Annotated in this window: 24 protein-coding genes, 1 tRNA gene and 1 pseudogene; 19 read left to right on the plus strand and 7 right to left on the minus strand. The window is 58.2% G+C overall.

Going from position 1 to position 24,996, the window contains the following annotated elements:
* Nucleotides 1-40: 40 nt before the first annotated feature.
* Both glnE and ACHH0Z_RS13640 read right to left on the minus strand, forming a co-directional pair.
* Nucleotides 41-2,896 (minus strand): bifunctional [glutamate--ammonia ligase]-adenylyl-L-tyrosine phosphorylase/[glutamate--ammonia-ligase] adenylyltransferase, encoded by a 2,856-nt coding sequence (gene glnE, locus ACHH0Z_RS13635; protein ID WP_045408903.1) that lies wholly within the window; start codon nt 2,894-2,896, stop codon nt 41-43.
* Between the two features lie 21 nt (nt 2,897-2,917).
* Nucleotides 2,918-4,219 (minus strand): inorganic triphosphatase, encoded by a 1,302-nt coding sequence (locus ACHH0Z_RS13640; RefSeq protein WP_023294576.1) that lies wholly within the window; start codon nt 4,217-4,219, stop codon nt 2,918-2,920.
* A 229-nt stretch (nt 4,220-4,448) separates the two neighbouring features.
* Here ACHH0Z_RS13640 and ACHH0Z_RS13645 point away from each other — a divergent pair, with 229 nt between their 5' ends.
* Both ACHH0Z_RS13645 and ACHH0Z_RS13650 read left to right on the plus strand, forming a co-directional pair.
* Nucleotides 4,449-5,069 carry a TIGR04211 family SH3 domain-containing protein gene (locus ACHH0Z_RS13645; RefSeq protein ID WP_025912514.1) on the plus strand — a complete coding sequence of 207 codons (621 nt, stop codon included), beginning with the start codon at nt 4,449-4,451 and terminating at the stop codon, nt 5,067-5,069.
* A gap of 60 nt (nt 5,070-5,129) precedes the next feature.
* The gene (locus ACHH0Z_RS13650) at nt 5,130-6,371 is read left to right on the plus strand and encodes a multifunctional CCA addition/repair protein (protein WP_045408933.1); all 1,242 of its coding nucleotides are present in this window, start codon (nt 5,130-5,132) and stop codon (nt 6,369-6,371) included.
* 10 nt (nt 6,372-6,381) lie between these two features.
* On the opposite strand, the gene bacA is transcribed toward ACHH0Z_RS13650, so the two are convergent.
* On the minus strand, nt 6,382-7,203 hold the full coding sequence (gene bacA / locus ACHH0Z_RS13655; protein WP_039265445.1) for an undecaprenyl-diphosphate phosphatase: 822 nt from the start codon (nt 7,201-7,203) through the stop codon (nt 6,382-6,384).
* Nucleotides 7,204-7,309: 106 nt separating this feature from the next.
* Nucleotides 7,310-7,678 carry a bifunctional dihydroneopterin aldolase/7,8-dihydroneopterin epimerase gene (gene folB / locus ACHH0Z_RS13660; RefSeq protein ID WP_045408901.1) on the minus strand — a complete coding sequence of 123 codons (369 nt, stop codon included), beginning with the start codon at nt 7,676-7,678 and terminating at the stop codon, nt 7,310-7,312.
* Between the two features lie 107 nt (nt 7,679-7,785).
* Between folB and plsY the strand changes: the two genes are divergently transcribed.
* The 10 genes from plsY (at nt 7,786) to ureG (ending at nt 15,652) form a co-directional block, all read left to right on the plus strand.
* Complete coding sequence (gene plsY, locus ACHH0Z_RS13665; RefSeq protein ID WP_008502955.1) at nt 7,786-8,400, plus strand: glycerol-3-phosphate 1-O-acyltransferase PlsY; 615 nt, start codon at nt 7,786-7,788, stop codon at nt 8,398-8,400.
* Between the two features lie 90 nt (nt 8,401-8,490).
* A complete protein-coding gene (locus ACHH0Z_RS13670; RefSeq protein ID WP_045408898.1) occupies nt 8,491-9,957 on the plus strand; it encodes an MFS transporter in 1,467 nt (488 codons plus the stop codon).
* A gap of 209 nt (nt 9,958-10,166) precedes the next feature.
* Complete coding sequence (locus ACHH0Z_RS13675) at nt 10,167-10,994, plus strand: urease accessory protein UreD (RefSeq protein WP_045408896.1); 828 nt, start codon at nt 10,167-10,169, stop codon at nt 10,992-10,994.
* 10 nt (nt 10,995-11,004) lie between these two features.
* Nucleotides 11,005-11,307, plus strand: coding sequence for an urease subunit gamma (locus tag ACHH0Z_RS13680; RefSeq protein WP_045408892.1), 303 nt, complete (start codon nt 11,005-11,007; stop codon nt 11,305-11,307).
* Between the two features lie 10 nt (nt 11,308-11,317).
* A complete protein-coding gene (locus tag ACHH0Z_RS13685) occupies nt 11,318-11,632 on the plus strand; it encodes an urease subunit beta (RefSeq protein ID WP_024906478.1) in 315 nt (104 codons plus the stop codon).
* Nucleotides 11,625-13,328, plus strand: a complete 1,704-nt coding sequence (gene ureC, locus ACHH0Z_RS13690; protein ID WP_045408889.1) for an urease subunit alpha — start codon at nt 11,625-11,627, stop codon at nt 13,326-13,328. Before ACHH0Z_RS13685 ends, ureC begins: the two co-directional genes overlap by 8 nt.
* Nucleotides 13,329-13,337: 9 nt before the next feature.
* A complete protein-coding gene (gene ureE, locus ACHH0Z_RS13695) occupies nt 13,338-13,802 on the plus strand; it encodes an urease accessory protein UreE (protein ID WP_023294583.1) in 465 nt (154 codons plus the stop codon).
* Nucleotides 13,803-13,811: 9 nt separating this feature from the next.
* Nucleotides 13,812-14,351, plus strand: coding sequence for a HupE/UreJ family protein (locus ACHH0Z_RS13700; protein WP_032664479.1), 540 nt, complete (start codon nt 13,812-13,814; stop codon nt 14,349-14,351).
* Nucleotides 14,351-15,025, plus strand: coding sequence for an urease accessory protein UreF (locus ACHH0Z_RS13705; protein WP_044597623.1), 675 nt, complete (start codon nt 14,351-14,353; stop codon nt 15,023-15,025). Before ACHH0Z_RS13700 ends, ACHH0Z_RS13705 begins: the two co-directional genes overlap by 1 nt.
* A gap of 9 nt (nt 15,026-15,034) precedes the next feature.
* On the plus strand, nt 15,035-15,652 hold the full coding sequence (ureG, locus tag ACHH0Z_RS13710) for an urease accessory protein UreG (RefSeq protein ID WP_045408887.1): 618 nt from the start codon (nt 15,035-15,037) through the stop codon (nt 15,650-15,652).
* An 87-nt stretch (nt 15,653-15,739) separates the two neighbouring features.
* Here the strand turns inward: ureG and tsaD are convergent, their stop codons facing one another.
* Complete coding sequence (tsaD, locus tag ACHH0Z_RS13715) at nt 15,740-16,753, minus strand: tRNA (adenosine(37)-N6)-threonylcarbamoyltransferase complex transferase subunit TsaD (protein WP_045408885.1); 1,014 nt, start codon at nt 16,751-16,753, stop codon at nt 15,740-15,742.
* 236 nt (nt 16,754-16,989) lie between these two features.
* On the opposite strand from tsaD, the gene rpsU reads away from it, so the two are divergent.
* From rpsU to rpoD, 3 genes are all read left to right on the plus strand, one after another.
* A complete protein-coding gene (gene rpsU, locus ACHH0Z_RS13720; RefSeq protein ID WP_001144069.1) occupies nt 16,990-17,205 on the plus strand; it encodes a 30S ribosomal protein S21 in 216 nt (71 codons plus the stop codon).
* 114 nt (nt 17,206-17,319) lie between these two features.
* Complete coding sequence (gene dnaG, locus ACHH0Z_RS13725) at nt 17,320-19,065, plus strand: DNA primase (RefSeq protein WP_023294585.1); 1,746 nt, start codon at nt 17,320-17,322, stop codon at nt 19,063-19,065.
* Nucleotides 19,066-19,219: 154 nt separating this feature from the next.
* Nucleotides 19,220-21,067 carry an RNA polymerase sigma factor RpoD gene (rpoD, locus tag ACHH0Z_RS13730; RefSeq protein ID WP_008503184.1) on the plus strand — a complete coding sequence of 616 codons (1,848 nt, stop codon included), beginning with the start codon at nt 19,220-19,222 and terminating at the stop codon, nt 21,065-21,067.
* A gap of 98 nt (nt 21,068-21,165) precedes the next feature.
* Here the strand turns inward: rpoD and mug are convergent, their stop codons facing one another.
* Complete coding sequence (mug, locus tag ACHH0Z_RS13735; protein ID WP_032675517.1) at nt 21,166-21,672, minus strand: G/U mismatch-specific DNA glycosylase; 507 nt, start codon at nt 21,670-21,672, stop codon at nt 21,166-21,168.
* A 124-nt stretch (nt 21,673-21,796) separates the two neighbouring features.
* Here mug and ACHH0Z_RS13740 point away from each other — a divergent pair.
* From ACHH0Z_RS13740 to ACHH0Z_RS13755, 4 genes and pseudogenes are all read left to right on the plus strand, one after another.
* A tRNA-Ile gene (locus tag ACHH0Z_RS13740) sits at nt 21,797-21,872 on the plus strand.
* A gap of 164 nt (nt 21,873-22,036) precedes the next feature.
* Nucleotides 22,037-22,174 (plus strand): annotated as a pseudogene (locus tag ACHH0Z_RS13745) (site-specific integrase); the annotation flags it as partial.
* Between the two features lie 24 nt (nt 22,175-22,198).
* Complete coding sequence (locus tag ACHH0Z_RS13750; RefSeq protein WP_110915166.1) at nt 22,199-22,450, plus strand: DUF2542 family protein; 252 nt, start codon at nt 22,199-22,201, stop codon at nt 22,448-22,450.
* 478 nt (nt 22,451-22,928) lie between these two features.
* Complete coding sequence (locus ACHH0Z_RS13755) at nt 22,929-24,098, plus strand: molecular chaperone DnaJ (protein ID WP_023326128.1); 1,170 nt, start codon at nt 22,929-22,931, stop codon at nt 24,096-24,098.
* On the opposite strand, the gene ACHH0Z_RS13760 is transcribed toward ACHH0Z_RS13755, so the two are convergent.
* Nucleotides 24,099-24,863 carry a siderophore-interacting protein gene (locus tag ACHH0Z_RS13760; protein ID WP_045406995.1) on the minus strand — a complete coding sequence of 255 codons (765 nt, stop codon included), beginning with the start codon at nt 24,861-24,863 and terminating at the stop codon, nt 24,099-24,101.
* Nucleotides 24,864-24,996 lie beyond the last annotated feature (133 nt).

A 24,996-nucleotide genomic window follows, 5' to 3' on the forward strand; every position in this document is an offset into this window, starting at 1 on the left:
TCCTGACTCCAGAAAGATTCACAATTTGCGCGCGATAATATCACACTTGATTTGTTACGCACGGTTCCACCAGCCACTTCTGCCAGCTGGCCGTTACCTGAGCGCGCTCTGCGACAAAACAGTCCAGCGCCACGTGCCCCGGCTGCTCCTGTAGCGCCAGGTGATGCAGCTCGTCGCGCAGCGTGGTGTAGGCGCGGGTTAAAGCCTGCGCCTCCTGCTCGTCCATAATGTCGTTTTGCGCCAGCAGCTCCAGAATGCGCACGTTATCCGACCAGCGGGTCAGCTTCGGCTTGTCGTGCGCGTGGAGCAGCACCAGATACTGGGTAATGAACTCAATATCGGTAATCCCGCCCTCGTCGGCTTTGATATCAAAGCGATCGCGGTGTTTATTACCCAGGTGCGCGCGCATTTTCTCGCGCATTTCGCGCACTTCCGTCTGCAGCGTACTGCCCTCGCGCGGGGTGGTCATGACCTCCTTACGGACGGCATCGAACTGCGTTTTAAGCTGCGGATCGCCATACACCACGCGGGCGCGCACCAGCGCCTGATGCTCCCAGGTCCAGGCTTCATTCTTCTGATAATCGGCGAAGGACTCCGTTGAGGTGACCAGCATACCCGCCGCGCCGGACGGACGCAGGCGGGCATCGACTTCATACAAAATGCCCGACGAAGTGCGGGTGCTGAACAGGTGCATGATGCGCTGGGCCAGGCGCAGATAGAACTGACGCCCGTCAATCTCACGCTCGCCGTCGGTCATCACGTCCGCCGGGCAGTCGTGCAGGAAAATTAAATCCAGATCGGAGCTGTATCCCAGCTCCCAGCCGCCGAGCTTGCCGTAACCGACCACGGCAAAGCCTCGCCCCTCCCGGTCAGCAAGGTGCTTCGGCTGGCCGTAGCGGGCCACCATCTGCACCCACGCCTGCTGCACGACCGCGTCGATGATCGCTTCCGCGAGCCAGGTTAAGTGATCGCTCACTTTCATTACCGGCAGCGTTCCGGCGATATCCGCCGCCGCCACGCGCAGCATCTGGGCCTGCTTAAACTGTCGCAGCGCCTCCAGCTGCTGCTCTTCGTCCTCTTCCGGCACGCGCAGCAGATACTGACGCAGCTCGTCACGGTAGGCATCCGTCGCCGTGGGTTGATACAGGGTGTTCGGGTCGAGCAGCTCATCCAGCAGCAGAGGGTAGCGCGCCAGCTTGTTGGCCACCATCGGGGAGGCGGCGCAGAGGGAAATCAGGTGCTTCAGCGCCCCCGGAAACTCGCTCAAAAGCTCAAGGTACGTGGTGCGCGTGATGATCCCGCTCAGCAGCGGCATCATGCGCGACAGCGGCACCGGCGCATCCGCCCGCGAGCAGACCTCGCTCAGCAGGTGCGGCATCAGGTGATCCAGTACCTGACGGCCGCGCGGGCCAATGGCGCGCTTGTTCAGCTCAAGACGGAAATCGGCAATCAGCGCCACCACGCGATGGCGCGCGTCGTCGGTTAGGTGCGACAGCACCGGCGTGGTGTCATCTTCCTGGAGCGCGTCCTGCCACAGCTCACGCCAGTGCTCGGAAAGGGCATCGTCCTGCGATTCGCTTTCGTCATCACCGATCAGCTCGTTGAAGATGCGGCGCACGCCTGCCATATGGGCATCGAGCCGTTCGGTCAGCGTTGACCAGTCATCCACGCGCATCCCCCAGGCCAGACGCGCCCGGTTAAGGTCATCCCCCGGCAGGGTCTGGGTCTGTTCGTCGTTGATGCTTTGCAGCAGGTTTTCCAGACGGCGCAGGAAAAGATAGGCCTCGCGCAGGGTTTGCGCGTCGCCGTCCGGCAGCAGGTGAAGCTGCTCAATGGCGCTCAGCGTCGGCAGCAGCGAGCGGGACTGTAGCGACGGCTCGCGCCCGCCGCGAATCAGCTGGAAGACCTGGACGATAAATTCGATTTCGCGAATGCCGCCCGCGCCGAGCTTGATGTTGTCCTTCAGACCGCGACGGCGCACCTCACGGGCGATCATCCCTTTCATATTACGCAGGGACTGGATGACGCTGAAGTCGATGTAGCGACGGAACACGAACGGGCGCAGCATGGCGCGCAGCTCGTTGGCGTAGGCGTCATCGCTGTCGCCCATGATCCGCGCTTTGACCATCGCGTAACGCTCCCAGTCGCGCCCCTGCTCCTGGTAGTAATCCTCCAGCGCGGCAAAGCTCAGCACCAGCGGCCCGCTGTCGCCGAACGGACGCAGGCGCATGTCCACGCGGTAGACAAAACCGTCCTGCGTCGGCTGATCCAGCGCCTTAATCAGACGCTGACCGAGGCGGGTAAAGAACTGGGCGTTGTCCAGCTCGCGACGGCCGCCGCGCGTGGAGCCGTTCTCAGGCCAGGCGAAAATCAGGTCGATATCGGAGGAAAAGTTCAGCTCGCAGCCGCCCAGCTTGCCCATCCCCAGAATCAACAGCGGCTGAGGAACCCCTTCCTCGCTGCACGGCGTGCCCCACTCTTTACAGCAGGCGGCGTAGAGCCAGTCGCGCGCGGCGACAATCAGCGTCTGCGCCAGCTCGCTTAACTGCTGCAGCGTACTCTCTTCACTCACCAGCTCCAGCGCCTGCGCCCAGGCAATGCGCACCATCACACGACGGCGGAACTGACGCAGGACGCGCATCAGCGTCGCCTCATCCGCGACGTCTTCAAGCGCGGCATGCAGCCAGCCGGCATAGTGCCGCCACTCGTCCGCCTGCGGCGGTGCGTTCTCAAGCTCCGCCAGCCAGTCCGGGTAGACGGCGATGCTTTCCTGCACAAAATCACTGAAGACGAGCACGCTTTTCGCCTGCTCGCTTAACGATGACGCCGGTAATGACTCAGGCAGACGTTCGCAAACGGTCTGCCACTGCTGCTGTAACGGTGAAGAAAGCGGCATTCTAGGGGTTCCTTGCCAGAGTTAACGTTTTCCGCTGTGCAGCCAGTACGGCTCCTGCGAAATGGCCTCGTTACGGAAATGCTCTATCTCAATATGCTGACGGGTTTCGATGGCATGCTTCAGCCCCTGCCAGTTTTCCAGCCACGCCTGCGCCTGTGGCCCGTCGTAGGCACCGGAAAGGAGCAGCATGCTGTCGATGTTGCGCGAAAGACGGGGAAGCTGATCGCCATACTTATCGCCGAGCGGATATGCAAAGGTGCTCTTCAGTTCGGCCGCATGACGGGAAAGATGAATATCTGCGAAACGCTTAAAGTTTTCCGCGATTTTAGCCTCGGCTTTCGCATCCAGGAAGGCGCGCCAGCCGCGCGTCACCAGAAACTCGGTCAGCGCCAGTTTTGCCGAAGCGGCTTGCGGACTGTAGATCGCCGTCTGCGCAGAGACGTCCGAGAGCATCAGCGTTTCGGTTTGCGTCAGCAGATCACGTAAGTGAGCGCTCGCTTTGCGAGGAACAATACCGCCGAAGAGCGTCAGGGTATGGCGCACCAGGGCAATGGCCGCCAGCACGTGGGATTTGGCGTTTTTCACATTTCGTACCCACAGCTCTTCATGGTACTGCCACTGAGAAAGCGCCAGCTCCAGCGCGGCTTCCAGCCCCTGCTCAACGCTGGCTTTCGGCGCAACGCGCAAAATGGTCGTCTCTTTCAGCACGCGCGGCGCATTTCCGGCGGCCAGATGGTAACCCCGCGCGGCTTTGCTCAGGCTCCCCTGGCGCAATCCGGACTGGTTCACCAGCCTGCGCGCCAGCTTCAGCACGTCATTTGCATCCCCTTCCAGCAGCTCAAGCTCCAGTTCGCAGATCGGCTCCTGGTACTCACCCGCCTTCACCTCACCCAGATCGAGGGCGATTTCGATGCGGCTTTTACCTTCCGTCACCAGCCATTTCTCGCGCCAGAAATCGGTGCTGAACAGCGGCTGCACCTGCTCCGCCAGCGTGGCAGGCAGCTCGCCTTCCGGCCAGACGTCCGCCGGAAAACGTTCCAGCTCAAGTTCTGGCTGACTGATGTCGATATTGTATTCCGGACGCTGATGTAACCCGCCGACCACGCGGCCGGCAATTTTCATCGTCATCTCGTAGCGCCCACTCGCGCCACGGATGCGCAACCCCATATCGTGGCGGCGTAGCCAGTTATCCGGCGTTTCGTAATAGATATTAAGCAGTTGTACCGGTGCATGGTGTTCGCCGGAGAGCGTATGCAGATGCTGGCGGAGTGCGTCAACGCTGTCTTTTTCGACGATAAATTTTAATTCGATTTCCTGAGCCATAGCCTTGTACTTTTGCGGGCGTCACAGACGCGTCAATGAGGGCGAACTTCCTCGCCATTTGTTTGTCAGTACATAGTATTTTGCGCCAAATTGCCATGCAATGAGCAATTTGACGGGCGTAAATGTGTAGAGTCGTGACACAGATGATTCTGATTGCTGATGAATGCTTTGCGTAGAGACACTGTTGCCACTACTATCGTTCCACTATTTATGAAAATAACGACTAATGATGCTTAAATTACGCCTGATTGGACTTACTTTACTCGCTTTTAGCGCCGCAACCGCAGTGCACGCTGAAGAGAAGCGTTACGTTTCTGACGAACTGAACACCTGGGTACGCAGTGGCCCCGGAGATAATTATCGCCTCGTGGGTACGGTGAATGCCGGCGAGGAAGTCACCCTGTTACAGACCAACGCGGACACCAACTACGGTCAGGTTCGCGACAGTTCTGGCCGTACGTCCTGGATCCCGCTGAAAGAGCTGAGCACCGTGCCAAGCCTGCGCACCCGCGTACCGGATCTGGAAAATCAGGTGAAAACCCTGACCGACAAGCTGAACAATATCGACGGAACCTGGAACCAGCGTACCGCCGAGATGCAGCAGAAAGTGGCGCAGAGCGACGGGGTGATTAACGGCCTGAAAGAAGAGAACCAGAAGCTGAAAAACGAGCTGATTGTCGCGCAGAAGAAAGTGAATGCCGCCAACCTGCAGCTCGATGACAAACAGCGCACCATCATCATGCAGTGGTTTATGTATGGCGGCGGCGTGCTGGGCGTCGGCCTGGTGCTGGGTCTGGTTCTGCCGCACCTGATCCCAAGCCGTAAACGTAAAGATCGCTGGATGAACTAATTCGTCTTCTCTGCCAGACTTACGTATCATTCTGGAAAAGAGAAAACGGGAGTGTCAGGCGTGAAGAGTTATCTGGTCGGTGGTGCGGTACGTGATGCGTTGTTAGGTCTGCCGGTCAAAGATAAAGACTGGGTGGTGGTTGGCGCCACCCCGGAAGAGATGCTCGACGCGGGCTACCAGCAGGTAGGCCGCGATTTTCCCGTCTTTTTACACCCGAAAAGCCGCGAAGAGTATGCCCTGGCGCGTACCGAGCGGAAGTCAGGTTCGGGCTATACGGGCTTCACCTGCTATGCCGCGCCGGACGTCACGCTGGAGGACGATCTCCTGCGTCGCGATCTGACCATTAACGCGCTGGCGCAGGACGAGCACGGCCAGATTATTGACGCTTATGGCGGCCAGGACGATCTGCGCAACCGTCTCTTACGTCACGTCTCTCCGGCGTTTTCTGAAGATCCGCTCCGCGTGCTGCGCGTGGCGCGTTTTGCCGCGCGTTACGCCCATCTCAGCTTCCGCATTGCCGATGAGACCATGGCGCTGATGACCGTCATGACCGAGGCGGGCGAGCTTGAACACCTGACGCCAGAGCGCGTCTGGAAAGAGACCGAGAATGCGCTCACCACGCGTAACCCGCAGGTCTTTTTCCAGGTGCTGCGCGACTGCGGCGCCCTGAAGGTGCTGTTCCCGGAAATAGACGCGCTGTTTGGCGTACCGGCTCCGGCGAAATGGCATCCGGAGATTGACACCGGCGTGCACACGCTGATGACCCTGAGCATGGCGGCCATGCTCAGCCCTGACGTGGACGTGCGCTTTTCCACCCTGTGCCACGATCTCGGCAAAGGCTTAACGCCAAAAGAGCTTTGGCCGCGGCATCACGGGCACGGTCCGGCAGGGGTGAAGCTGGTCGAAGGGCTGTGCCAGCGCCTGCGCGTGCCGAACGAAATCCGCGATCTGGCGAAACTGGTGGCCGAATTCCACGACCTGATCCACACCTTCCCGATCCTGAAACCGGCCACCATCGTTAAGCTGTTCGATAACATCGACGCCTGGCGCAAACCCCAGCGCGTGGAGCAGATCGCGCTCACCAGCGAGGCTGACGTGCGCGGGCGCACCGGGTTTGAAGCCTGTGACTACCCGCAGGGACGTTTACTGCGTAAAGCCTGGGAGGTAGCCAAAGCGGTGCCGACGAAGGACGTTGTCGAGGCGGGATTCAAAGGACCGGAGATTCGGGAAGAGCTGACAAAACGGCGAATTCAGGCGGTATCAGAGTGGAAGGAAAAGCATTGCCCTCAGCCAAAAGACTGAGGGCAGTCGGTCAGAAGAAGACCACGTACACCGCAGCGGCAACGATAAAGCGGTAGATCGCGAACGGAATGAACGAGATACGCTTAATCAGCTGCAGGAAGGTTTTGATGGCAATCAGCGCCACGATAAACGCGGTGATGAAGCCGACGGCGAACATCGGAATGTCGCCCGTGGTGAGGAAACCGATGCTTTTATAGAGGTCAAGCGCGGTGGCGCCCATCATCATCGGCACCGCCAGCAGGAATGAGAACTCTGACGCGGCGTAACGGCTTACGCCCATCAGCATCCCACCGGAGATGGTTGCGCCTGAACGGGAAAAGCCCGGCCACAGCGCCAGACACTGGAAGCAGCCAATGATAAACGCCTGACGATACGTCATATCATCCAGACCTTCCGCGCGCGGCGTTTTTGGCTTCAGCACTTCCGCAGCGATCAGCAGGAAGCCGCCCACCACCAGCGCGTACATCACGTTAATCGGGTTGAACAGTGATTTAATGGTGTCGTGGAATACCAGGCCCAGCACCACCGCCGGGATCATCCCGAGCAGAATATGGATCAGCGACAGGCGGCCTTTACTCATCCCTTCGTGCTGCGGCGGGCGGCCAAAATGGATACCGATCAGGCCAAACAGACGGCGCCAGAACATCACCACCACCGCCAGAATCGAACCCAGCTGGATAACCACTTCAAACGTTTTTGCAGTATCGCCTTCAAAGCCCAGCAGATGACCAACAATAATCATATGGCCGGTACTGGAAACCGGTAAAAACTCCGTCAATCCTTCGACCACACCCAGTATTGCCGCCACCAGCAGCGAGTGCATATCGCTCATCTATAAACCCCTAAAAAAATATAAAAAAAACGGTCGCCCCAACGGCTACCGTGAAAGATACAGCTTTAAGACCGGTATAACCTAAAATGGTTTAGCTATTATGACGTTAAATCTTGCCTTTCAGATTTGTGCCACGCTCGATAATGACGCCCACGTTGGCCGCGCGCGCCACCGCGCCCGGTTTGCTCAGCTTGATGCGCACCCACGGTGAGTTGAATTTTTCCAGCAGCAATTCTGCGACCTCTTCCGCCACCCGTTCGACCAGCGCAAAACGTTGCCCTTCCACGTGGCCGATGACCGTTTCACTGATGTCGGCGTAGCTGAGACAGTCGTTCACGTCATCGCTTTTTGCCGACTTGCGGTTATCCCATCCCATTTCGATATCGAACACGAGCTTCTGCTCGATGGTCTGTTCCCAGTCGTAAACACCAATAGTGGTGATTACCGAAAGTTGCTCTATAAATACAATATCCATCACGACCTGCCTGCTTTTTGGCTAAACCGGATACCACTTCCGGCGAATTATGCGTATTATCCACAGATGCTGAGAATACAGATACATTTTCAAAACGGAACAGCGTTATGAGTGCAATCGCGCCTGGAATGATCCTCCTCGCCTATCTTTGCGGCTCAATCTCCAGCGCCATTCTGGTCTGCCGCATCGCCGGGTTACCTGACCCGCGTGAAAGTGGTTCCGGGAATCCGGGAGCGACCAACGTACTACGAATTGGCGGCAAGGGAGCAGCCGTAGCGGTTTTGATTTTTGATGTTCTGAAAGGGATGCTACCCGTCTGGGGCGCGTATGCGCTGGGCGTCACGCCGTTCTGGCTGGGCCTCATTGCCATTGCTGCCTGTGTCGGCCACATCTGGCCCGTATTCTTCGGTTTTAAAGGCGGTAAAGGCGTGGCAACCGCCTTTGGTGCCATTGCACCTATCGGCTGGGATTTAACCGGCGTGATGGCTGGCACCTGGCTGCTCACCATTCTGCTGAGCGGCTATTCGTCGCTGGGCGCGATCGTCAGCGCGCTGATTGCCCCGTTCTACGTCTGGTGGTTCAAACCTCAGTTCACCTTCCCGGTATCGATGCTCTCCTGCCTTATCCTGCTGCGTCATCACGACAATATTCAGCGCCTGTGGCGTCGTCAGGAGACCAAAATCTGGACGAAGCTCAAGAGGAAGAAAAAAGACGCTCCGTAAGGTTAGTTATGCCTTATAGCCAAATGTGATTTTGGTCACCTTCTGCCTGTGGTAACTGTTAATGACACAACACAACCACATAAGAAGAAAATGGCAGAAATCACAGAAACAACTCCCCTTTCAACGGCAGGAAAACGTTCCGATGGCGACATCCAGTGGGTGCGCAGCGCATCGGATGTTTCACGCCTCGTTAATGATGGTTCTCAGGGCCGGGCCAATGCTCGCATCGTGATCGGTATCGCGCTGGGCGGGATTTTCCTCGATGCCTACGATCTGGGCGCGCTGGCCTTCGGCATAAAAGATATCACCCGCGAATTTAACCTGACGCCCGCCGGTACCGGCATGGTGGCGTCCGCCATTACGTTTGGCGCGATTGTCGGGGCGCTGCTCGGCGGTTATCTCACGGATAAAATCGGGCGCTATCGCGTCTTTATGGCCGACATGCTCTTCTTCGTGGTGGCCGCCATCGCCTGTGCGCTGGCCCCGAACGAATATGTGCTGGCGGGTGCCCGCTTTGTCATGGGGCTTGGCGTCGGGATCGACCTTCCCGTGGCGATGGCATTTTTAAGCGAGTTCGCCAGGCTAAAAGGCCCCGGCAATAAGGCCTCCAGCGTCGCCATGTGGTGCCCCACCTGGTATGCCGCCATCAGTATCTCCTACCTGCTGGTGCTCTTCTTCTACGCCGTACTGCCGGAAAGCCACAGCGACTGGCTGTGGCGTTTGATTCTCGGCTTTGGCGCAGTGCCCGCGCTGGTGATTATTGCCATCCGCAGCCGCTACATGAGCGAATCGCCGGTCTGGGCGGCAAATCAGGGCAACCTGAAGGAGGCGGCGTCCATTTTACGTCAGTCGTATAACATCAATGCCCACGTGCCGCAGGATGCGCTCAGCCAGCCAGCTCCCGTCGTGAATAAAGCGAAATGGTCCAACTATCTGAACCTGTTCCGCGGCGTCTACTTACGCCGCACGACGCTCGCCACGCTGCTGTCCGTCGTCTCTTCGTTCGCCTATAACGCGGTGGCGTTTGGTCTGCCGGTGATCATCTCCAGCTTCTTCGTCCAGTCGATGCTGACCACCATCCTGATTTCTCTGGCGCTTAACCTGCTGTTTGCCTTCGTTGGCGGACTGCTGGCGGTACGCTACGTGCCGCGCTTCGGCGCCTGGCGGATGTCGCTGGCGGGTTACGCCTGTCAGCTGGTCGCGCTGCTGGGCCTGGGGCTGATTGGTCGTCCGGAAGGCGCCACCGAAGGCGTGCTTGCCGTGGCAATGCTGGCGCTCTTCCTGTTCGGCCAGGGCTTCGGCCCGGGCGCGCATACCATGACGTTTGCCTCACTGAGCTACCCGACCTCGCTGCGCGGCGTCGGCGTTGGCCTTAACCAGACGCTGATGCGCACCAGCTCGACGCTGTCGCTGTTCCTGTTCCCGCTGCTGGTCGCCTCACTCGATACCGCCGTGTTCTGGGTAATTGCACTGGCGCCGTTTATCGGCCTGGCCTCGCTGCTGGCGATCCGCTGGGAGCCGTCGGGGTATGATGTGGATGCGGAGGATTACCGCTAGCCTTTCCTGCCGGGTGGCGCTGCGCTTACCCGGCCTACATTGCGCATTCTCTTGTATGCCCGTGCAAGCGTAGCGCCGCCGGGCGATTATCAAAAGTTTGAAACCGGCTCATATGAGCCGTTTTTTTATCCATAAGCGACTCATATGACAGCCTTCAATTCTGCCAGGGCATACTGAAACGACCCCGATGATGCGCAGATGGATGCAGCATGTTAGCAGCTCAGGTCACTGATAATTCTTACAAAGGCTGGCAGGCGTCGCTTGCCCTGCAGTTTTGTCACACCCCTGAGAAAACCCTCCTGCACTCCGCTCATCACGTCGGGCCGCTTACCGTTCAGCGTCCGTTTTACCCTGAAGGCGAGACCTGCCACCTTTACCTGCTGCACCCGCCGGGCGGGGTTGTGGGCGGCGATACGCTGGACATTTCCGTTCGGCTGGACGCCAAAAGCCACACGCTTATCACCATGCCCGGCGCCAGCAAGTTTTATCGCAGCAGCGGCCCGCAGGCGCGTCTGAGCCAGCACTTTTACCTTGATGAAGACGCCACGCTGGAGTGGCTGCCGCAGGACACCATTATCTTCCCCGGGGCGAATGCCGCGCTGCGCTCCGTCTTCCACCTGAAGGCCTCCAGCACGCTGCTGGCGTGGGAGCTGTACTGTCTGGGACGCCCGGTGATCGGTGAGACCTTCAGCCACGGCACGCTGGAGAGCCGCCTTGAAGTCTGGGTTGAGGACGAGCCGCGCCTGATTGAGCGCCAGCACCTCGGCGACGGCGATCTCACGCCCGTTGCCGGACACCCGTGGATCGGCACGCTGCTGTTCTATCCGGCCAATGAAGAACATCTCGACGCGGTGCGCGCGCTGCTCGCGCCTCTGGGCCATTTTGCGGGGGCAACGCTCACCGACGAGCTGCTGTCGGTGCGTTTTCTCTCCCACGATAACCTGATTTGCCAGCGGGCGATGCGCGACATCTGGCAGTCGCTTCGCCCGCTCCTCACCACCAAAACCGCCTGTTCGCCGCGTATCTGGCAGACATAAGAGAAACGTTATGGAACTGACCTCCAGAGAAAAAGACAAGCTGTTGCTGTTTACCGCCGCGCTGGTTGCCGAACGCCGCCTTGCGCGCGGGGTAAAGCTCAATTACCCGGAATCGGTCGCGTTGATCAGCGCCTTCATCATGGAAGGCGCGCGCGATGGTGAAACCGTCGCCTCGCTGATGGAGGCGGGCCGCCACGTCCTGACGCGCGACCAGGTAATGGAGGGCGTGCCGGAGATGATCCCGGATATCCAGGTGGAAGCCACCTTCCCGGACGGGTCCAAGCTCGTCACCGTCCACAACCCGATCGTCTAAGGAGCGCGTGATGATCCCAGGCGAATACCAGATCCAGCCCGGCGCGATTGCGATCAACGTCGGGCGCGAAACCCAAACCGTGATTGTCGAAAACCACGGCGACAGGCCGATCCAGGTCGGATCGCACTATCACTTTTACGAGGTCAACCCGGCGCTGAAGTTTGACCGTGAGGTCACCCGGGGCTACCGGCTGAACATCCCGGCAGGCACCGCCGTGCGCTTTGAGCCCGGCCAGAAGCGCGAAGTGACGCTGGTTCAGGTCACGGGTGCGCAGCGCATTGTCGGCTTTCGCGGCGAGGTAATGGGTGAGGTGAAACATGGCTGAGATTTCGCGCCAGGCCTATGCCGATATGTTCGGCCCCACCACCGGCGATAAAGTGCGGCTGGCCGACAGCGAGCTGTGGATTGAAGTGGAAGACGATCTCACGATCTACGGCGAAGAGGTCAAGTTCGGCGGCGGGAAGGTGATCCGCGACGGCATGGGTCAGGGGCAGATGACCGCAGACGACTGCGTGGATCTGGTGCTGACCAACGCGCTGATCGTCGATCACTGGGGGATCGTGAAAGCCGATATCGGCGTCAAGAACGGGCGGATCTTTGCCGTCGGTAAAGCCGGGAACCCGGACATCCAGCCCGGTGTGACGATCCCGATTGGCGCGGCGACGGAAGTGATTGCCGCCGAAGGGAAGATCGTTACCGCTGGCGGGATCGACACCCACATCCACTGGATCTGCCCGCAGCAGGCGGAAGAGGCGCTGGTCTCCGGCGTCACCACCATGATCGGCGGCGGCACCGGTCCGGCGGCGGGTACCAACGCCACCACCTGCACGCCGGGGCCGTGGTATATCGCCCGCATGCTGCAGGCTGCCGATACGCTTCCGGTGAATATCGGCCTGCTCGGCAAGGGGAACGGCTCCAACCCGGATGCCCTGCGCGAGCAGATTGCCGCGGGCGCCATCGGGCTGAAGATCCACGAAGACTGGGGCGCCACGCCTGCGGCGATCAACTGCTCGCTGGAGGTGGCCGAAGAGATGGACATTCAGGTGGCGCTGCACAGCGACACGCTGAACGAGTCCGGGTTTGTCGAAGATACGCTGGCCGCCATTGGCGGGCGCACCATCCACACCTTCCACACCGAAGGGGCGGGCGGTGGCCACGCGCCGGATATCATCACCGCCTGCGCACACCCGAATATTCTGCCCTCCTCCACCAACCCGACGCTGCCCTACACGGTCAATACCATCGACGAGCATCTCGACATGCTGATGGTTTGTCATCACCTCGATCCGGATATCGCCGAGGACGTGGCGTTTGCCGAATCCCGCATTCGTCGTGAAACCATCGCCGCGGAAGACGTGCTGCACGACATCGGCGCGTTTTCGCTAACGTCGTCAGACTCGCAGGCCATGGGCCGCGTCGGGGAAGTGATTATCCGCACCTGGCAGGTCGCGCACCGCATGAAGGTTCAGCGCGGCGCGCTGCCGGAAGAGACCGGCGATAACGACAACTTCCGCGTGAAGCGCTATGTCGCCAAGTACACCATTAACCCGGCGCTGACCCACGGTATCGCCCATGAAGTGGGCTCGATTGAGGCGGGCAAGCTGGCAGATCTGGTGGTCTGGTCCCCGGCGTTCTTCGGCGTCAAGCCCGCCACCATCGTCAAGGGCGGGATGATCGCCTGCGCGCCGATGGGCGACATCAACGCTTCAATCCCCACGCCGCAGCCGGTCCATTACCGCCCGATGTTTGGCGCGCTGGGCGCCGCGCGCCACGCCACGCGACTGACGTTTGTCTCGCAGGCGGCTCACGCGAACGGTATCCCCCAGCAGCTCAACCTGCAGAGCGCCACGGCGGTGGTGAAAGGCTGCCGGACGGTGAAAAAGGCCGACATGATCCATAACGCTCTGCAACCGAACATCACCGTCGACTCGCAAACCTACGAGGTGCGCGTCGACGGCGAACTGATAACCAGCGAACCGGCTGACGTTCTGCCGATGGCGCAACGCTATTTCCTGTTTTGAGGAGTGATGATGATTTATCTGACCCAACGTCTGGACCACGCGCACCCGACTACCGCCAGCGTCACGCTGCCGATTGACGTGCGGGTGAAAAGCCGCGCCCGCGTAGCGCTGAACGACGGGCGCGAAGCCGGGCTGATGCTGCCGCGCGGCCTGCTGCTGCGCGGGGGGGACCTGCTGACCACCGACGACGGCAGTGAGGTGATCGAAGTGATCGCAGCGGCTGAGTCCGTCTCCGTGGTGCGCTGCGCCGACCCGTTCCTGCTGGCCCGCGCCTGCTACCACCTGGGCAACCGCCACGTGCCGCTGCAGGTGATGCCCGGCGAGCTGCGCTATCACCACGATCACGTTCTCGACGATATGCTGCGCCAGTTTGGGCTGGAGGTGACCTACGCCAGCCTGCCGTTTGAACCGGAAGCGGGCGCGTATGCCAGCGATGCCCATAGCCATAGCCACGCTCACGCCCATTCACATTAAGGATCCATCATGCGCAAGTTACTCCCCCTGTTACTGCTGGCTTTTTCCGTTCCCGCGCTCGCGCATCCCGGCCACGGTGCCGACAGCTTTCAGGCTGGTTTTTTCCATCCGCTGACCGGGCTCGATCATCTCCTGATGCTAGCGGGCGCAGGCGTGCTCTCGGCACTGAGCGGCCGCAAGCTCCTGCTGCCGTTTGCCACCCTCGGGATGATGCTTGTCGGCGCCGTTGCGGGCAGCCTGCTCGGCGGCTTTAGCGGCATGGAGATGCTGATTATCGCCTCGCTGGCGGTCAGCGGCGTGATGATGTTTAAGACTGAAAACCGTCTGCTGCTGGCGGTGCCTGCCCTGGCGATGTTCCACGGCTGGGCGCACGGCGTGGAGATGTCCGGCCATAACTTCTGGCTCTTCACCAGCGGGTTTATGTTCGCCAGCGCCACGGTGCTGTGCGCCAGTTTCGCCGCAGGCTTGCTGCTGCGCCGTCACGACGGGCTGCGTAAAACCTTCGGCGGCGGGCTGATCGTCTCCGCCCTGCTGGCGCTGATGAGCTGATGGAGCACGCCCGCCAGTGGCTGCGCCTGATGCAGCTCTCCAGCAGCAGCCTGCCGGTCGGGTCGTTTACCTGGTCGCAGGGGCTGGAGTGGGCCGTGGAGGCGGGCTGGGTCACGGACGCCGACGCCTTTAAACGCTGGCAGATCCAGCAGATGGAGCAGAGTTTTTTCTGCGTCGATCTGCCGCTGTTTCACCGTCTCTGCCAGGCCTGCAATCGGAACGACCTGGCGACGGCCAAACGCTGGACGGCATACCTGCTCGCCTGTCGGGAAACGCGCGAGCTGCGCGAAGAAGAACGCAACCGCGGAGCGGCCTTTACGCGTCTCATCAAAAGCTGGGAGCCGGACTGCCCGACAGAATGGCTGGCGCTGTGCAGGCAAAGCCAGCTCTGCGGCATGGCGTGGCTCGGCGTGCGCTGGGGCATTGACGTGCGCGAGCTGGCGCTGAGCCTCGGTTACAGCTGGATTGAGAGCGCGGTCATGGCAGGCGTCAAGCTGGTGCCGTTTGGGCAGCAGGCCGCGCAGCAGCTGATTATCGAGCTGAGCGACCATTTTGCCGCCGGGCTTGAACAGGCATTTTTACGTCGCGACGACGCGCTGGGGGCAGCTACGCCGCTGTCCGCCATCGCCTCCGCGCGCCACGAAACCCAATATTCACGACTATTCCGTTCCTGAGGAGTCAACATGGCTGATTACAAACATCCCCTGCGCGTGGGCGTGGGTGGCCCGGTAGGGTCGGGCAAAACCGCGCTGCTGGAAGCGCTCTGCAAGGCAATGCGCGACACATATCACCTGGCGGTGGTGACCAACGATATCTACACCAAAGAGGATCAGCGCATCCTGACCGAGGCGGGCGCGCTGGCGCCGGAGCGCATCGTGGGCGTGGAGACCGGCGGCTGCCCGCATACCGCCATCCGCGAAGACGCCTCGATGAACCTGGCGGCGGTGGAAGCGCTCAGCGAGAAGTTCGGCAATCTGGATCTGATCTTCGTGGAAAGCGGCGGGGACAACCTGAGCGCGACCTTCAGCCCGGAGCTGGCGGATCTGACCATCTACGTGATTGACGTGGCCGAAGGGGAAAAAATTCCGCGCAAGGGCGGGCCGGGGATCACCAAGTCCGATTTTCTGGTGATCAACAAAACCGATCTCGCGCCGTACGTCGGCGCCTCGCTGGAGGTGATGGAGCGCGACACCAACCGCATGCGAGGCGAGCATCCGTGGACCTTTACTAACCTGAAAGCGGGAGACGGTCTGGGAACGATCATTGCGTTTCTGGAAGAGAAAGGGATGCTGCGGGTGTAGTGCGGGTTATTGCCGGGTGGCGGCTTCGCCTGACCCGGCCTACGGTTTTGTAGGCCCGGTAAGCGCAGCGCCACCGGGCAAAAAAACTCACGCCTCAGGCAGTTCCGCCAGCGGCCAGCGCGGACGCACGGACACGCTCAGGTCAGACGTTGCGCCAGCGTTCAGGCGCACCATACCGGCGTAGGCAATCATCGCCCCGTTATCGGTACAGAATTCGGGACGGGCGTAGAACACTTCCCCACGACGCTTTTGCATCATCTCGGCGAGCTTCGCGCGCAGCGTGCGGTTGGCGCTGACGCCGCCCGCCATCACCAGACGCTTGAAGCCGGTCTGTTCCAGCGCGCGCTTGCACTTGATCATCAGCGTATCCACCACCGCATCTTCAAACGCGCGGGCGATATCGGCGCGGGTCTGCTCGCTGTCGTCGTTATTGCGGATCGTGTTGGCCGCGAAGGTTTTCAGCCCGGAGAAGCTGAAGTCCAGCCCCGGACGGTCGGTCATCGGACGCGGGAAGACAAAGCGCCCTTCCGTTCCCTGCGCCGCCATTTTGGACAGCATCGGGCCGCCTGGGTAATCGAGTCCCAGCAGCTTGGCGGTTTTGTCGAACGCTTCACCGGCAGCGTCGTCGATTGACTCGCCCAGCAGCTCGTACTTGCCAATGCCCGTGACGCTAATCAGCTGCGTATGGCCGCCGGAGACCAGCAGCGCCACAAACGGGAATTCAGGCGGATTCTCTTCCAGCATCGGCGCCAGAAGGTGCCCTTCCATATGGTGAACCGGGATGGCCGGCACATCCCACGCGAAGGCCAGCGAACGGCCAACCGTCGCGCCGACCAGCAGCGCGCCGACCAGACCCGGCCCCGCGGTGTAGGCTACGGCATCAATATCGGTTGAACTTAACCCGGCCTCTTTCAGCGCCGCCTGAATCAGGGGAACGGTTTTACGCACGTGGTCACGAGAGGCCAGTTCAGGCACGACGCCGCCGTAGTCAGCGTGCAATTTCACCTGACTATACAGTTGGTTGGCCAGAAGCCCTTTTTCGTCGTCGTAAATGGCGATGCCGGTTTCATCGCAGGATGTTTCAATACCCAGTACACGCATGACTTGTTTTACCTCGTTTCAATACCGCGCAGTGTAGAGCCTGGGCGGGTTGATGTAAAACTTTGTTCGCCCCAGGAAGAAGGCTCGTGTATACTCCTCCCCCTTATTAAAGTCCCTTTCAAAATCGCATCGGTGCTTTACAAAGCAGCAGCATTTGCAGTAAAATTCCGCACCATTTTGAAATAAGCTGGCGTTGATGCCAGCGGCAAACCGAATTTATTAAAGGTGAGAGTTACATGCCGGTAATTAAAGTACGTGAAAACGAGCCGTTCGACGTAGCACTGCGTCGCTTCAAACGTTCATGCGAGAAAGCAGGTGTTCTGGCTGAAGTTCGTCGTCGTGAGTTTTATGAAAAACCAACGACCGAACGTAAGCGCGCTAAAGCTTCCGCTGTGAAACGTCACGCGAAGAAACTGGCTCGCGAAAACGCACGCCGTACTCGTCTGTACTAATTGGTTGAGGGCCTCAGCCCTCAATTGACAGACAGAGTAGTAGTCGTAAGGCCGTGCTTCCGGAAGGAATGCGCGGCTTGTTTTCGTTTATAAGTCGCTTAAATTTTGGGGCATATGGCCGGAAGAATCCCACGCGTTTTCATCAATGACCTGCTCGCCAGAACCGACATCGTCGATCTCATCGACGCGCGGGTAAAGCTGAAGAAGCAGGGCAAGAATTACCATGCGTGCTGTCCGTTCCATAACGAAAAAACCCCCTCCTTCACCGTAAACGGTGAAAAGCAGTTTTACCATTGCTTCGGCTGTGGTGCTCACGGTAATGCCGTCGATTTTTTAATGAACTACGACAAGCTCGAGTTCGTTGAAACCGTCGAAGAGCTGGCGGCAATGCATAACCTTGAAGTGCCGTATGAAGCTGGCAGTGGGCCAAGTCAGATCGAGCGCCATCAACGGCAAACGCTGTATCAACTGATGGATGGCCTGAATTCGTTTTACCAACAGTCTCTTAAGCACTCTGCGGCTGAACCTGCGCGTCAGTATCTGAACAAGCGCGGACTGAGCGACGATGTCATTGCGCGTTTCGCTATTGGCTACGCCCCGCCCGGCTGGGACAACGTGTTAAAACGTTTTGGCGGCAATAGCGAAGATCGTAAGTCTCTCATCGATGCAGGCATGCTGGTCACCAACGACCAGGGACGAAGCTACGACCGCTTCCGCGAACGGGTAATGTTCCCAATCCGCGACAAGCGAGGCCGGGTAATTGGTTTTGGTGGTCGCGTGCTGGGTGATGCCCTGCCGAAGTACCTCAACTCCCCGGAAACCGATATTTTCCATAAGGGCCGCCAGCTTTACGGCCTTTATGAGGCGCAGCAGGATAACGCGGAACCTCCGCGTCTTCTGGTCGTCGAAGGCTATATGGACGTCGTTGCGCTGGCGCAGTACGACATTAACTACGCGGTTGCGTCGTTAGGAACGTCCACGACGGCGGATCACATCCAGCTGCTGTTCCGCGTGACCAACAACGTGATTTGTTGTTACGACGGAGACCGCGCCGGACGCGATGCCGCCTGGCGCGCGCTGGAAACCGCGCTACCCTATATGACCGACGGGCGTCAGTTGCGCTTTATGTTCCTGCCCGACGGTGAAGACCCGGATACGCTGGTGCGTAAAGAGGGCAAAGCGGCGTTTGAAGCGCGGATGGAGCAGGCACAGCCGCTCTCCACGTTTTTGTTTAACAGCCTGATGCCGCAGGTTGATTTGAGTACCCCTGACGGGCGCGCGCAGCTCAGCACGCTGGCGCTGCCGTTAATCAGTCAGGTGCCCGGCGAAACGCTGCGCATCTACCTGCGTCAGGAGCTAGGCAACAAGCTCGGCATTCTGGATGACAGCCAGCTTGAACGTTTAATGCCTAAACAGGCTGAAAACGGTGCGGTTCGCCCCGCGCCTCAGCTAAAACGCACAACCATGCGTATACTGATAGGGTTACTGGTACAAAACCCCGAGCTGGCGCCACAGGTGCCGTCGCTGGCGGGTTTGAACCACGAAAAATTGCCTGGGCTTGGCTTATTTTCAGAACTGGTCAACACCTGTTTGTCTCAGCCAGGTCTGACCACCGGACAACTTTTAGAGCATTATCGCGGCACAAAAGAGGCCGCTACCCTTGAAAAATTGTCGATGTGGGACGATATAGCAGATAAGGACATTGCAGAAAAAACGTTCACCGACTCACTCAACCATATGTTTGATTCGATGCTTGAGCTGCGCCAGGAAGAGTTGATAGCTCGCGAGCGCACACACGGTTTGAGCAGCGAAGAACGCCGGGAGCTCTGGATGATTAACCAGGAACTGGCGAAGAAATAAATAAATTTAACGGCTTAAGTGCCGAATATCGATCGGGAAGCCCCCGGCAGCCGCACTGAGAGGCAGCGGCAAAAATATAAGTACGCCCTCGCTTTAAAGGTTGGCAGCCCCATCGCCGACACCAATCAAACGAATTAAGTGTGGATACCGTCTTATGGAGCAAAACCCGCAGTCACAGCTGAAACTTCTTGTCCAACGTGGTAAGGAGCAAGGCTATCTGACCTATGCCGAGGTCAATGACCATCTGCCGGAAGATATCGTCGATTCAGATCAAATCGAAGACATCATCCAAATGATCAATGACATGGGCATTCAGGTGATGGAAGAAGCACCGGATGCCGATGATCTGTTGCTGGCTGAAACCTCCAACAACACTGACGAAGATGCGGAAGAAGCTGCTGCACAGGTACTGTCCAGCGTGGAATCTGAAATCGGGCGTACCACTGACCCGGTCCGCATGTACATGCGCGAAATGGGTACCGTTGAACTGTTGACCCGCGAAGGCGAAATTGACATCGCAAAACGCATCGAAGATGGGATCAACCAGGTTCAGTGCTCTGTTGCTGAGTACCCGGAAGCGATCACCTATCTGCTGGAGCAGTACGATCGCGTTGAAGCGGAAGAAGCGCGCCTGTCTGACCTGATCACCGGTTTTGTCGACCCGAACGCTGAAGAAGATATGGCGCCTACCGCCACTCACGTCGGTTCTGAACTGTCTCAGGAAGAGATGGATGATGACGAAGACGAAGATGAGGAAGAGAGCGACGACGACAGCGCCGATGATGACAACAGCATCGACCCGGAACTGGCGCGCGAGAAGTTTGCCGAGCTGCGTACTCAGTACGAAGTGACGCGTGACACCATCAAAGCGAAAGGCCGCAGCCACGCAGCCGCTCAGGAAGAGATCCTGAAACTGTCTGAAGTGTTCAAACAGTTCCGCCTGGTGCCAAAACAGTTCGACTACCTGGTGAACAGCATGCGCGTGATGATGGATCGCGTACGTACCCAGGAACGCATCATCATGAAGCTGTGCGTTGAGCAGTGCAAAATGCCGAAGAAGAACTTCATCACCCTCTTCACCGGCAACGAAACCAGCGAAACCTGGTTCAACGCGGCTATTGCGATGAACAAGCCGTGGTCTGAAAAACTGCACGACGTGAAAGAAGACGTGTATCGCGGCCTGCAGAAGCTGCAGCAGATTGAAGAAGAGACCGGCCTGACCATCGAGCAGGTTAAAGATATCAACCGTCGCATGTCCATCGGTGAAGCGAAAGCCCGCCGTGCGAAGAAAGAGATGGTTGAAGCGAACCTGCGTCTGGTTATCTCTATCGCCAAGAAATACACCAACCGCGGTCTGCAGTTCCTGGATCTGATTCAGGAAGGCAACATCGGTCTGATGAAAGCGGTAGACAAGTTTGAATACCGTCGTGGTTACAAGTTCTCCACCTACGCAACCTGGTGGATCCGTCAGGCTATTACCCGCTCTATCGCGGATCAGGCGCGCACCATCCGTATTCCGGTGCATATGATTGAGACCATCAACAAGCTCAACCGTATTTCCCGCCAGATGCTGCAGGAGATGGGTCGCGAGCCGACGCCGGAAGAGCTGGCCGAGCGCATGCTGATGCCGGAAGACAAGATCCGTAAAGTGCTGAAGATCGCCAAAGAGCCAATCTCCATGGAAACACCAATTGGTGATGATGAAGATTCGCATCTGGGTGATTTCATCGAGGATACCACCCTCGAGCTGCCGCTGGACTCTGCCACCACCGAGAGCCTGCGTGCCGCAACGCACGATGTTCTGGCTGGCCTGACCGCCCGTGAAGCGAAAGTGCTGCGTATGCGTTTCGGTATCGATATGAACACCGACCACACGCTGGAAGAAGTGGGTAAACAGTTCGACGTTACCCGCGAACGTATCCGCCAGATCGAAGCGAAGGCGCTGCGTAAGCTGCGTCACCCAAGCCGCTCTGAAGTGCTGCGTAGCTTCCTGGACGACTAATCTGTTCTGACAGTGAAAAAGCTCCCCTCGGGGAGCTTTTTTTATTGCCTCGACCTGTGGGAAAGGGTCAGGGTGAGGGCATCAGGCCGTAGAGGTCCCTAAAGCCCCCGCACCATCAGCGCCTCATCCAGCTCCCTGTAGGCCTCCACCAGCTTGTCCAGCGTCGCCCTGTTGAGCCCGCTCGGGTTCGGCAACACCCACACCTGCGTAACGCCAATCATGATGCTCTGCTTACCCCACTTAGCCCCGCGCTGGCTGAATGCCTGCTCGTAGGCCTGCTTGCCGAGGATCGCCAGTGCGGCCGGCTGGTAGTCTTCAATCTTCTTCACCAGCTCCCGCCCGCCGCTGCGCAGCTCATGCAGGTTGACCTCGCTTGCCTGCACCGTCGGCCGCTCGACCAGCATGGTAATTCCGCAGCGCGTATCCAGCAGGTGCAGCTCCTCTTCGGGCTTGAGTAACCTGTCGGTAAATCCGGCCTGATAGATCACCTTCCAGAAGCGATTGCCCGGATGGGCAAAGTGAAAACCGGTGTGCGCCGAGGACTTGCCCGGGTTGATTCCGCAGAACACCACCCGCAGGCCAGGGGCCAGAATGTCGTTGATCATCTTTACTCCCGCTGATACATCGTTATGGAAGTATAAAGGATTGATTATGCGTTGTTTATAAAAACAGCAGGCAGGTGTGAATGGCTGGATTGCTGCGGGGAGTTACTTTATAATTCACCGCCACGGCCCCTTAGCTCAGTGGTTAGAGCAGGCGACTCATAATCGCTTGGTCGCTGGTTCAAGTCCAGCAGGGGCCACCAAATTTTATCAGTAAATACATATACTTAGGCCACTCACGCGAGTGGCCTTTTTGTTTATTTAAATCCCGTTGGCAGCGAAATGGCAGCAGGAGTTCCATAAAAAAACCCGCCAGCAGCGGGCTAGTACGAAAGTTGTTGATGCAACCCCTTCGGATGCAGAGGTTATGATGCGCGGGGGCAACATCCTTGTACTCCAGCGCATTCCTGGACACACTGATATTAAGGTAACGATGCGCTACGCTTACTTTGCACCTGACCACCTGAACGAAGCGACATTGCCCAACCCTCCAACAATTTTATAAGACATTGTTTTTAGAAGACAATATATGGAATGGGATACATTATTAGTATTGATCTGTGTACTTCTTTGCGGATTGTGGATGATTTTTCATTCAGCAAAAGCTCTTAGAAGTGGGGTCTTCGTCGGTTGGTATAAAGGCACATATGAAAACTACTACATCTACCGATCCGAAACACCTATCTACTTCTACTGGTATAACACTGTGTTTTCGCTGTTCGGCTCCTTTATGATTGGTTTAGCCCTTTACCTATTGAATGGCGATTATCATTTTTTATAGGCATCGTTGGCAGCAAACCTATTCACTATGCTTTCATATTTGACATTATTCGATGCAAAAACCCATAAAAAAACAAACTAACTTATTGTTTTATAAATCTTTAAAATGGAGCTCAGAATCGCCAGGTCGCGAGTTCTAGTCCAGCAGGGGATATCAAATTTAAGCTGTAGAATCATATGATTAAGCCACTCGATTGAGTGGCTTTTTTGTTGGCTGAATAACGGGTGCCCCCTTGTTGTCCCCTGAGTTTTCCCCCAAGCATTCGCCAGGCTGTATCCCGCCTCTGATTTTTGCTGCACCCTATGCAAGCACATACGTAATTAATCACACATAGTCCGGCCTGCCGCTCACCCTCACAAACCCTAAAAACTAAAGAAATCCCCCATCGCGCCGATCATCATCCGTGTGTATTATTTCCTGTAGCTTTTACAACAACTAACCTTAACTCAAATACTTAAGCGCCAAAGCGAAAGGCATCATGAGCACACCGATCAAACGGCTAGAAATCATTAAAAATGCCATTGAACTGGAAGATGACGACATCATCCAGAGCCAGCTGACACGCCTGAAAAATGAAGCGTTTGACGATGATCTACAGGCAATCGTCGTGGCGCTTGAGGAGAAGAACTACACCGCGGCCATGGCGGCCATTACCGCCTGGCTGCAGGGCCAGCGCGCCGTGACGCCGTGGCGCGATCCGCAGGTGGCGGCCAGCAAGCTGGAGCTGAAGGCGCTGGAAGAGCGTCTGCGCGATCTGATTGACCGCCGCAACGCGCGGGTGCAGCAGCTTGATGAGTTCAACGATCTCTATTTCTCCCGCCTGGGGCCGCTGATGCAGCAGATCCTCGCCCTGCGTAAAACGCTGGCGGAGCTGAACCTGCGTCGTCAGCAGGCGGAAGCGCGTCGTCGCGAGGAGGATTACCGTCGCTGCCAGCACTATATGGCGCAGGCGGTAGAGGTGCTGGCGACGCTGACCCAGCGCTGGCGCGATCTCCCGGCGGACTCCGTGCAGGCCGCCGAGGCGCGTAAGCATCTGGAGCAGCAAAGCAATCTGATTGCCAACCTGCTGGCCGAAGCGCTGGAGCTGGAGAGCGGCTTAACGCGCGAAGAGGAGCCTGCGCGTCAGGCGCGCGACGAGGCGAACGAAGAGTACGAGAAGTATCGCGAACAGCATCACGATGCCGAAGTGCGGCTGCGCAAAGGTAAGCATCTTTCACAAGAGGACCAGAACGAGCTCAAGCGTCTCTGGCGGCAGGCGAGCAAGCTCTGCCACCCGGATCTGGTGGCGGACGATTTGAAAGAAGAAGCCAACAACATGATGGTACAGCTTAACCAGGCGAAGCAGCGCGGCGATGTGAAAGCCATTCGTTCGTTGGTGGCCCGCCTGCAGCAGGGCTTCGAGCCATTGATGGCAAGCGACAGGCTGAACGATCTGGAACGTATCCGCAAAAAAATGGCGCAGGTTCGCGAGCAAATCGACATTTTAGTGAACGAGCTGGCGGAGCTGGAGAAAGAGGAGTCCTGGCTGCTGGTCTCGTCGCTGAGCAATATGGAAGCGTACTTTGCTCAGCAGGAGAAAGCGCTGCACGAGGTCCGCGCCTCGCTCGAACATCAGGTGAGCGAAGCGCAGCTGGATTCGGCAGCCTGATTATTTGGCGTGCCAGTATGCGCTGGCACGCACCAGCTGTGGGTCAATGGCGTCGGTTTCAAACTGACGGCTCAGGCGTTTCACCACCTTCCCTTCCCCGGTCAGCCAGATAAAGTAATCGTCCTCCGGAACGGTCAGCGCCGCCAGATGGTCAGCGACTGCCTGCTCGCTGTGGCCCACCACCCACGTGATATTGAACGCGCTCAGGTCCGCCAGATAGTCCTGGTACGATTCATCCCCAACCGTCACGACCGCGTGTATGTCCGGGCGAACCGGCAGTTGAGCAATGCTCTCTAAGCGTCGGCGCAGCGCGGGCATGCCGGATTCATCGCACACGTACAGCTGCCAGGCGTAATCCTCCGGCACCACCAGCGAACCGCGCGGGCCGCCGATGGTCAGCTTGTCTCCCGCTTTCGCCTCAACCGCCCAGCTGCTGGCAATGCCGCCGTCATGAATGAAGAAATCGAGAACCAACTCATGATTTGCCTCATCGTATAGCGGCGTATAGTCGCGCGCCTGCGGACGCACGCCGTCGCCCCAGTCGATGCCTTCATCGGTGACCACCGGCGGCGTAAACGTCGTCCCGGGTGCCGGGAAAAAGACTTTGGTATGGTCGTCGAAACCGCGGGAGCTAAAGCCCTCCAGCGCCTCGCCGCCTAAAACAATGCGCTGGAAACCCGCGCTGGCGCGCTCAACGCGGAGCACCGTCAGCTCGCGAAAACGCAGGTCATTACGAACACGCTGTGGATAACGAGTAGATGCCATTTTTAGACCCTTTTCTGGTGAATACGATATATCTAAATCAATTTTCAAATGATAATGATTACTAATAAGGAAAAATGCAAGATCTTTTAGATTGCATCTGAATATATCTTAGATATAGTTTAGATATATCAAA

The sequence above is a fragment of the Enterobacter cloacae complex sp. 2024EL-00227 genome (assembly GCF_043945315.1).
GTDB lineage: Bacteria > Pseudomonadota > Gammaproteobacteria > Enterobacterales > Enterobacteriaceae > Enterobacter > Enterobacter roggenkampii.

Coding starts and splice junctions, on each gene's coding strand:
- ACHH0Z_RS13645 (WP_025912514.1), top strand. CDS start 4,449: ATGCTTAAATTACGCCTGATTGGACTTACTTTACTCGCTTTTAGCGCC.
- ureC (WP_045408889.1), top strand. CDS start 11,625: ATGGCTGAGATTTCGCGCCAGGCCTATGCCGATATGTTCGGCCCCACC.
- ACHH0Z_RS13680 (WP_045408892.1), top strand. CDS start 11,005: ATGGAACTGACCTCCAGAGAAAAAGACAAGCTGTTGCTGTTTACCGCC.
- ACHH0Z_RS13705 (WP_044597623.1), top strand. CDS start 14,351: ATGGAGCACGCCCGCCAGTGGCTGCGCCTGATGCAGCTCTCCAGCAGC.
- dnaG (WP_023294585.1), top strand. CDS start 17,320: ATGGCCGGAAGAATCCCACGCGTTTTCATCAATGACCTGCTCGCCAGA.
- folB (WP_045408901.1), bottom strand. CDS start 7,678: ATGGATATTGTATTTATAGAGCAACTTTCGGTAATCACCACTATTGGT.
- ACHH0Z_RS13675 (WP_045408896.1), top strand. CDS start 10,167: ATGTTAGCAGCTCAGGTCACTGATAATTCTTACAAAGGCTGGCAGGCG.
- ACHH0Z_RS13750 (WP_110915166.1), top strand. CDS start 22,199: ATGGAATGGGATACATTATTAGTATTGATCTGTGTACTTCTTTGCGGA.
- tsaD (WP_045408885.1), bottom strand. CDS start 16,753: ATGCGTGTACTGGGTATTGAAACATCCTGCGATGAAACCGGCATCGCC.
- rpoD (WP_008503184.1), top strand. CDS start 19,220: ATGGAGCAAAACCCGCAGTCACAGCTGAAACTTCTTGTCCAACGTGGT.
- glnE (WP_045408903.1), bottom strand. CDS start 2,896: ATGCCGCTTTCTTCACCGTTACAGCAGCAGTGGCAGACCGTTTGCGAA.
- bacA (WP_039265445.1), bottom strand. CDS start 7,203: ATGAGCGATATGCACTCGCTGCTGGTGGCGGCAATACTGGGTGTGGTC.
- mug (WP_032675517.1), bottom strand. CDS start 21,672: ATGATCAACGACATTCTGGCCCCTGGCCTGCGGGTGGTGTTCTGCGGA.
- ACHH0Z_RS13700 (WP_032664479.1), top strand. CDS start 13,812: ATGCGCAAGTTACTCCCCCTGTTACTGCTGGCTTTTTCCGTTCCCGCG.
- ACHH0Z_RS13670 (WP_045408898.1), top strand. CDS start 8,491: ATGGCAGAAATCACAGAAACAACTCCCCTTTCAACGGCAGGAAAACGT.
- plsY (WP_008502955.1), top strand. CDS start 7,786: ATGAGTGCAATCGCGCCTGGAATGATCCTCCTCGCCTATCTTTGCGGC.
- ureG (WP_045408887.1), top strand. CDS start 15,035: ATGGCTGATTACAAACATCCCCTGCGCGTGGGCGTGGGTGGCCCGGTA.
- ACHH0Z_RS13760 (WP_045406995.1), bottom strand. CDS start 24,863: ATGGCATCTACTCGTTATCCACAGCGTGTTCGTAATGACCTGCGTTTT.
- ACHH0Z_RS13640 (WP_023294576.1), bottom strand. CDS start 4,219: ATGGCTCAGGAAATCGAATTAAAATTTATCGTCGAAAAAGACAGCGTT.
- ureE (WP_023294583.1), top strand. CDS start 13,338: ATGATTTATCTGACCCAACGTCTGGACCACGCGCACCCGACTACCGCC.
- ACHH0Z_RS13685 (WP_024906478.1), top strand. CDS start 11,318: ATGATCCCAGGCGAATACCAGATCCAGCCCGGCGCGATTGCGATCAAC.
- ACHH0Z_RS13755 (WP_023326128.1), top strand. CDS start 22,929: ATGAGCACACCGATCAAACGGCTAGAAATCATTAAAAATGCCATTGAA.
- rpsU (WP_001144069.1), top strand. CDS start 16,990: ATGCCGGTAATTAAAGTACGTGAAAACGAGCCGTTCGACGTAGCACTG.